Below are 7478 nucleotides of genomic sequence, written 5' to 3'. Positions count from 1 at the left end.
ATTCCCCGCAACTGGGTGCTGTGCATGACGAAAAGCCTTCGGCCTCACACAGCTTGCGGTAAAAGTACTTTTTCCATTTCATGTTTTCTGTGTTGCCTGCCGCCAGCGCGGGAAAATGTCTGGCAAGCAGGCGGCTGAGCTCAGCGCGATTTGAGAGGCCAAGATCCCGCCAAAGATGGTCCATGCGCATCGCACGCCGGGCGATGATCTTGGCCAAGCGGGCGCTCGCCGGGTCGGCCGGCGCAGCATGCGCTAGCAGCAGCCGGCGTAGCAGTTCCTCTTCCAGTTCCGGCTCGGGCTCGCTCAACTCCTCCAAAGCGAATACGCTGCTGGAGGTAGACGGGAAAGTTGCGGCCAAGACATCACGCAATTCGACAGACGAAAGGCCTGTCCCCTCCGTCGCCAACACCTCGCCCGCCTGGACCTCCTCAAGCGAACGTGAATGTACGCAGGGCAGCACATGCTGATCGAAGCTCCTCCCTAGCTCGGACCCACGCCATTGCGCGCTGGATAGGCAGCCATCATCGTAACGGCCGGCTTCAGCTTCCGGCATGACAAAGCGCCTTGTTGACCGCAGGGATGATCTTGTCGCCCCAGAGCTCGATCTGGCGCAGCATCGTCTTTTGGTCGAAGTCGCCCAATTGAGTCTGAACTGCGATCTGGTCCGGTTTCAAGATATCGATCTCTTCCAGCAGGCGATCAATCACGCGATTTACGCTGCCAATCGGCAAATTTTTGCGCATGGTCTCGAAGGACAGATCCTGCTGGGTCGGTGTCTCCTGCAGCAGGTAGCCATCGTGGCTCTGTTGGCGACGCTGATGCAGGGCTTCAGAAAGCCGGCGCTGGAAGCGGGCATTGTCGAGATAGCTGTTGATCTCCAACTCGTCGTGGCTGGCATAGCAGCAGCGCAGCAGCGATATCTTGACGTCGGTGACGTTCTTTTCCTCGGATGCCGCCGCCCTCTCGACTGATTCACGCAGTGTGGTCAAAGTCTCTAAGCCGTCGTGGAAGGCTGTGACAAAAAAATTGTGCCCCTCGCGGTAGGCCCGAGCCATCCGTGCGGCTCCGCCAGCGATCCAGATAGGCGGCGTCGGCTGCTGGACTGTGCGGACCGAAATCGCTGTTGGGGGGATCTTCTCATACTGGCCGTCGTGTTCGAAGACGTTTTGGTTGAGGCCCTTGAGAATGATGTCCAGGTATTCCGAAAAGACGGCCGGCGCCTCATCGATGTCCACGCCGAACCGTTCGAACTCGAACTGCTGGTATCCCAAGCCTACGCCGAGCTCGAGACGGCCGTTCGCAACGATGTCGGCGAAGCCGATCTCGGACAGCAGGCGCTGCGGTTGGTAAAGCGGCAGCACGCAGACGGCAGTGCCCAGGCGAATCGTGCTTGTCAAGCCGCCGCAGTGCGCCACCATCATCAGCGGGGATGGTATGAGGCTGTAATTGTTGAAGTGGTGCTCAGCAAACCACGCGGTGTTGAACCCAGCCTGCTCCGAAGCGACGGCCTGTTCGATGGAGTTGCGGATGACGCTTTCTGAGGATTGGTGATAGCCACGCTGGGCGGCCAGAATGAAAGTGGCAAATTCCATGATTTCTCCTCGTTATAGACACGTCAGCCGACCGGGAATGTGCTCGGCATGCGCATGCTTGGATCTCAAGCACCTCAGGTGCGTCGTGGAGCCGAGGCTTCATAATGCTCGGCCGGTCGCCCTGCGAAGGCCTGGCAATTAACCTGCGGCCTCCGCAAAACATTCGTCATAGAGCTCGCTGGCGTTTCCCGCATCACCGAACGAGGTCCAGCCGCCGTCCACGTAGAGGATCGAGCCGTTGATGTATGAGGCGTCAGACGAAGCAAGGAAGAACGATGCATCTGCGACGTCTTCTGGCCGTCCCATCCTGCCCATGGGGATGCGTCGTCCGATTGCTGTCAGGTCGATGCGGCCGGCTTTGGCCAACTGAGCAAGTGCGGGCGTGCGGATGTGGCCAGGAGCGACGGTGGCTGTCCGAATTCCGACCGGCCCGAGTTCGGCCGCCATGCAACGGGTCAGCATATCCATCCCCGCCTTGGAGGCGCCGTAGGCATGGCGCGGCGCGAACGGCAGAAAGCTGTCGATCGACCCGAGATTGAGGATCACGCCGCCCGGGCGCATAGCCTTGATCGCTTCGCGCGCGCAGGTGAAGGCGCCGGTAAGGTTGACATCCAGGACGTGTTCGAGCTGTTTCGACAGTTGCTCGATCGCAGGCACAATCCTGTCGGCGGTATCAGCACTATTGACCAGAACATCGATATACCCGAAGCGTCCCCTCAGTTCTTCGAACATCGACACCACATCGCTCTCGACGGCCACGTCCAGCGATTTCGCCAGATGCTTGCCGGGGAGCGATGTAGCCAGCTCTGCCGCTGCAGTGCCATCTTTATCAGCAATCACGACGGTGTCGCCGTTCGCGGCAAAGCGGCGAGCGACGGCCGCGCCAATGCTTTTTGCGCCACCGGTGACGAGCACGATTCGCGCATCTGTGCATTCGGCCGGACAGGAGAGCTCGGCTTGGAGCGCACCATCCACCGGCGGGTGAGCATCCCCCGGCTGGTTGAATGACATCCAGCCTCCGTCGACTGCCAGCACCGAGCCGGTGATGTAGCGCGCCTGCGTGCTGCTCAGAAAACGCACGACCCTGGCGATCTCGTCGGGGCGAGCCAAGCGCCCCATCGGCACGCGGCGGCGTATCGCCGCGAGGTCCATTTTGCCAGCGCGTGCCAGTTCTGTGACCATTGGGGTGCGGACGGAGCCCGGCGCCACCGCCGTGACGCGGATTCCTCGCATAGCCCACTCGCATGCAAGGGACTTTGTCAACGAGATCACGCCAGCTTTCGAGGCTGCGTAGGCGTTGCGCCTGGGATTGCCGACCACGCCCGCCATCGAAGCCACATTGACGATCGCACCGCCCGGCTTCATGCGCCGCGCCGCTTCCCGGGCCATAACGAATGGCCCAATAAGGTTCACTGTCACGCCGCGTCGGAAGGTATCGACAGCGGTGTCGATGATCCTATCCATCGTGGGTCCAACCGCCGCATTGTTGATGAGGACATCGATTTGCGCGAACCGTGCTTCGACCTGGCCGAAAAGTGAGAGCATGTCCTTCTCTCGCGACACATCGCACTCCAGACCGACGTGCGGCGACCCGAGATCCCGAGCCAGTTCAACCACACCACTGCCCGGAAGGTCCACCGCAACTACAGTGTCTCCGTCCGCGGCAAGGATATCGACCAGGGCACGGCCGATCCCGCCCGCAGCGCCTGTGATGATTACGGTGCGTGCTGCCAGTTTCACGAGAGCTTCTCCACGATGACCGCTTGTGATCTCAGCCCATCAACCTTGGGCGGAATGAAGGGCCGAGCCAAATCGTTGCAGTGACCGCCAGTCGCGGCCCCACACAGATGTCGTTCCCGTAGGGCGCTCATCCTCCATTCCTACCCACTTATGCAGCTCCCAGTTGGGGACCCTCGACGCCATCTTGGTCGGTGGGGATGTGACCCTTGAGCAACTGGTAGATGGGATCGTCTGGATGTGGTGCTCCAATCGGCTGTCGCCGGCCGAACCTATCTGCCTCAAGAATCGCTGGCGGGATTTGCTCCTCAACCCAATCGTAGACGACTGTCCGTTCCGCAATTCGCCACTCGTCCTGCCTCTTCTGAAACAGATCGCAGTAACGGCCGCAAAGCAGCGTCTGACGTATTTCTTGGTCTGTATCCGGTCCGCGTTGCAGCGCGGTGAAATAGCTCTCGACCGCGGCCTCTGCTGAACTGATGAAGTCGATCAGGCTGTTCGTGATTTGATGGATGTTACGGTGCCCCGGCAGACCGAGAGCAAATTGGATGAAGTCCTCTGCCGGTCCGCAATAGGGACCGTGCCTGTCATACGCTTCGGGCCAGTATGCGCTACGCAGCGCCGCCTCATCGGCGCGGTCTATCCCGCGGCAGTACCGATACAGGCAGTTGCGGATCGCCTCTCGGTCACGCAGTTCGGTAATTTTCGCGTGGTCGACAGGGTCTGTCGCGAATTGTATGATTGTTTTGTCCTTCCCGATGCCAGTCTGCACTTTGCGTGTGTCTCTCTCTACAACTGAGTTAGCGGGGGGCTCGTCAACTTCCAGAGCTTGTTCGGGGCAGGCTCGTACCCCTTTTGAGGCAAGCAGTTGCTCCCCATCGGCAACATCAATATCACCGGGCAAGATGTAGCCGGCGTCATCAAGCTTGAAGACTCTCGGCGCCCGCGCCCAGCAGCGCGCATGACCCTGGCATCTGGCTTTATGTACGACGACACGCATAGCGAACTCCAATGTCGTTGGCTGAAACTTCAGGACCATTCCAGGATCAGATTCTCGATCCCGAACACATGGCCGCCGAAGGTGATAGGTTCAGTCCCTGTCTTGATCCGAAAGGCTGGGATGCGCGCCAGCCACTCCTCCAGGCCAATGACAATCTCCCGCCGGGCAAGGTGTGAGCCAAGACAACGATGGGGACCATAGCCAAAGGCAGCGTGCCGGTTGTCCTCGCGCGCCAGATCGATCTCATTCGGGCATTCGAATTCCGCCGGGTCACGATTGGCAATCATCGTGGCACAGGAAACATAATCTCCCTTGCGGATCGGCGCGCCTTTGAAGTCGACATCCTTCGTTGCCACTCGGATCATCTGAATGGTCGAATAGGCGCGCAGCAATTCTTCCGCAGCGACGGCAATCCGGTCAGGTTCGCTTCGTAGCAATTCCTGATCTTTGGGGTTGCGCGCGAGATGGGCCAAGTCGAAGCATATGGCTGCTGAGACCGTGTCGAGTCCCGCGACGAACACAAGCACGCCGATGCCACGGACTTCTTCGTCACTGAGCAGACGACCCTCGACCTTTGCCTTCACGATGAAGGTCATGAAATCATCGACCGGCTCCTTGCGGCGCTCGGTGGCAAGTTCGTCGATGAAGGCCACGATCGTCCGGGCTGCGGGTGGTCGTTGCTCCTTATCGCCGTGGAGCAGATCTCTAGCCCAGCCGACAAATGTTTCTAGTCCGTTGTCCGAAAGCCCAATAAAGCGAAGGAAGATATTGACCGCGAACGGAACTGCAAAATCCTTCATGATGTCGCAGCTCGTGCCTGATGCGGCGATCCTGTCGATCAGCTTGATCGCTCGTTCCCGGACAGCCGGCTCCAATGCCATTACCCGCTTTGGCGAAAGCAGCGGATTGAGCAGTGAGCGAAAAACACCGTGGAATGGCGGATCGAGCTCAAGCGGGATCATCGGCCAGCTCTCGCCGAGCACAGAGGCGAAGATGCTGCGATGGCTGGAAAACGTTTCGGTGTCCTGCAGCACCCGGCGCTGGTCGCTCGCGCGAGTGATGACCCAGGTACCCCGACCGTCGCGCGTGTTGCTGGTTGAATAAAAGATCGGAGGCCCGGCATGAACGCAAGCAACCGCTGCATGCGGATCCCCGTTAGCCGTCGGCAACATGCCGGGCGACGTAAACAGGTTGAAGTCCCTCACCATTTCGGGCGGGACATGATCTGGAACCGGCCGCGATTTAACCGCGCCAGAATCGAGAGACCGTTCATGAGATGCTGTCGGCATTTGCATGCAATCGTCGGTGCAAGCTCCGTGCCGAATTCGTCTTTCGATAATCCTTGCCGTTTGCTGGGCAACAGGTGGCGCCTGCGCTGACTTGCTGGTCGGGATTGCAACATTCTTGTCCAGCGTCGGACACAGAATGTAGAATGCTAGACAGCGACTTGGAGCAACTCAACTGGTGGGATCGCTAGCCGATCATGTGCCCGGGGAGCATCCAGTTCGAAAGCTTGCGCTAAGCGGCTTGGTGACTTGGCCGAGGTCACCAGGTGGAAACGACCAACACTTGGGGTGAGCCTAGTGGCGCTCCCCTCGATGATGTCTGGCGGGGTGGTTAGCCGCCTCCGTAGGACAAGATCAGTCTACACGAATGGACTATAGCCTCTCCTCGCATGCCTCATTGGCCGTCCTTCAGAGCCGGCCACACGAGCTTTTGTCTTTCAGCAGGGCGTTTTTCTCGCCAGCTACAGAGCCACACCGACGCCATTAATGAGCGTCCAGTCGACGGGTTGGATGGCCCTGTCCATCTTGCCCAGCACCTTGGCTTAGCATTTGCCGGTGCGGCGGAAGCCTTCAAGACGCAGTTCTTGACCTTCTCCAGATCAGCCTCGGATGGATATCGGCAAGGGTTCAGCTCGTCCTTTTGAACTTGCGCATCTTCGTGTTGGCCAACCCCAGGCCGCCCGACATATTTGCGGTCTATCCGGCACCTCAACTTCGAACAACCTTGCGGCAAGCTCTTGGGATAGCCCACGCTCGTGCCTCCACCACCCGCTCAGCAGAGCCAGATTTGTCGTTGATGGCACGGAACTTGCGGAGTCATTCGCAGATGCGTCACGGACCGAGAGTGTCGTCCCATGAATTCGATCACCAAAAAGGCCGCCCGACGTTGCTGGGACCGCCTGCAATTACCTTATCCCAGAATTGGGAGCAACGGCTTCAAAAGGGATAACTCATCACCTCAATTTTGTCGATCGCGCGGCCATCGAACCGCAGCCATCGATCAGACTTCCGCCTCGTTGCACTCATTGCGACCGCCTTGGTGCTTGCGACAACCGCTCAATTCTGGCTGCCAGGATAACCACATATGGCGACGGAACTTCCTGCTTCAAAGCAATATAGAGATCGTCGATCATCCCCCCATCAAGGCCTCGATCGAGGACACCGCGTTCGGCTTGCTTGGTTCGCAGTGAACAGACCGCACTTCGACGAATGCGATCGATGCGACCGCGCCGAGAACTCTCCCGCATTGTCGACGGTTGGGTCCGTCGGCCCTCCGATGAGGCCTCGGATGCGTCGGGCTCCGAGGCCTCGACTGATGCCGACTGGCCGCCGCCGGAAGGTCTCGCGGCTTTGATCCCCGGCGATGTAGCCACCCCTGCTGCAACAGCTCCTAGCCGGAGAACTCATTCATGACCGAATCGGCGACAGATTTAGTGGACGCGGCTTTGTTCGACCGAGATCGGCTTGACCCAGAAAGTCCCTATCAACGTTCTGGCCCTGCATGGGGTGCCATCATTTCGCTTTCCTTCGGCACCTTCGGGCTTGTGACGGCAGAGTTTCTGCCCGCCAGCGTTCTGACACCGCTCGCGCATGATCTCCGTATCACCACGGGCACGGCTGGACAGGCGCTAACAGCGGCCGCAATCGTCGCGGCGATCTCGGCACCGATAATCGCCATCGTGACAAAGCGTCTGGACCGCAGGGTCGTCATCTGGGCGATGACGCTCCTGCTGATCCTGTCGAACGTTCTGGCGGAGGTTGCGGGGTCGCTGCCGGTTTTGCTGGCGGCACGCGTCGTCCTTGGCATATCGCTTGGTGGTTTTTGGTCAATTTCGGCAGCGTTGGCGATGCGGCTGGTTCCAA

The 7478-nt window shown here is 59.5% G+C and carries 6 protein-coding genes and 1 pseudogene; 1 reads left to right on the top strand and 6 read right to left on the bottom strand.

What is annotated here, in order from left to right:
- From EN935_RS15075 to EN935_RS15055, 6 genes and pseudogenes are all read right to left on the bottom strand, one after another.
- Positions 1-553 (bottom strand): nitrogen fixation protein NifQ (locus tag EN935_RS15075; RefSeq protein ID WP_127373407.1); only part of this gene is annotated, 553 nt, incomplete at its 3' end.
- Complete coding sequence (locus EN935_RS15070; protein ID WP_063169383.1) at positions 540-1592, bottom strand: LLM class flavin-dependent oxidoreductase; 1053 nt, start codon at positions 1590-1592, stop codon at positions 540-542. The genes EN935_RS15075 and EN935_RS15070, both read right to left, overlap by 14 nt.
- A 138-nt stretch (positions 1593-1730) precedes the next feature.
- Positions 1731-3332, bottom strand: a complete 1602-nt coding sequence (locus tag EN935_RS15065) for an SDR family oxidoreductase (RefSeq protein ID WP_063169384.1) — start codon at positions 3330-3332, stop codon at positions 1731-1733.
- A gap of 148 nt (positions 3333-3480) precedes the next feature.
- Complete coding sequence (locus tag EN935_RS15060) at positions 3481-4068, bottom strand: nuclear transport factor 2 family protein (protein ID WP_050580531.1); 588 nt, start codon at positions 4066-4068, stop codon at positions 3481-3483.
- A 138-nt stretch (positions 4069-4206) separates the two neighbouring features.
- Positions 4207-4329, bottom strand: a pseudogene (locus tag EN935_RS42055) (ferredoxin); the annotation flags it as partial.
- A gap of 29 nt (positions 4330-4358) precedes the next feature.
- Positions 4359-5537: a cytochrome P450 gene (locus tag EN935_RS15055; RefSeq protein ID WP_063169385.1), complete on the bottom strand. Its 1179-nt coding sequence runs from the start codon at positions 5535-5537 to the stop codon at positions 4359-4361.
- A gap of 1487 nt (positions 5538-7024) precedes the next feature.
- On the opposite strand from EN935_RS15055, the gene EN935_RS15050 reads away from it, so the two are divergent.
- Positions 7025-7478, top strand: a 454-nt coding sequence (locus EN935_RS15050; protein WP_164771141.1) for an MFS transporter, incomplete at its 3' end; no start/stop codon positions are given.

Origin of the sequence: Mesorhizobium sp. M7D.F.Ca.US.004.03.1.1 (assembly GCF_003998635.1) — a bacterium.
GTDB lineage: Bacteria > Pseudomonadota > Alphaproteobacteria > Rhizobiales > Rhizobiaceae > Mesorhizobium > Mesorhizobium loti.
This window is presented reverse-complemented; position numbering and strand designations above follow the sequence as displayed.

Excerpts from the sequence above, each read along its gene's own strand:
- EN935_RS15070 (WP_063169383.1), bottom strand. The coding sequence starts at position 1,592 with ATGGAATTTGCCACTTTCATTCTGGCCGCCCAGCGTGGCTATCACCAA.
- EN935_RS15055 (WP_063169385.1), bottom strand. The coding sequence starts at position 5,537 with ATGGTGAGGGACTTCAACCTGTTTACGTCGCCCGGCATGTTGCCGACG.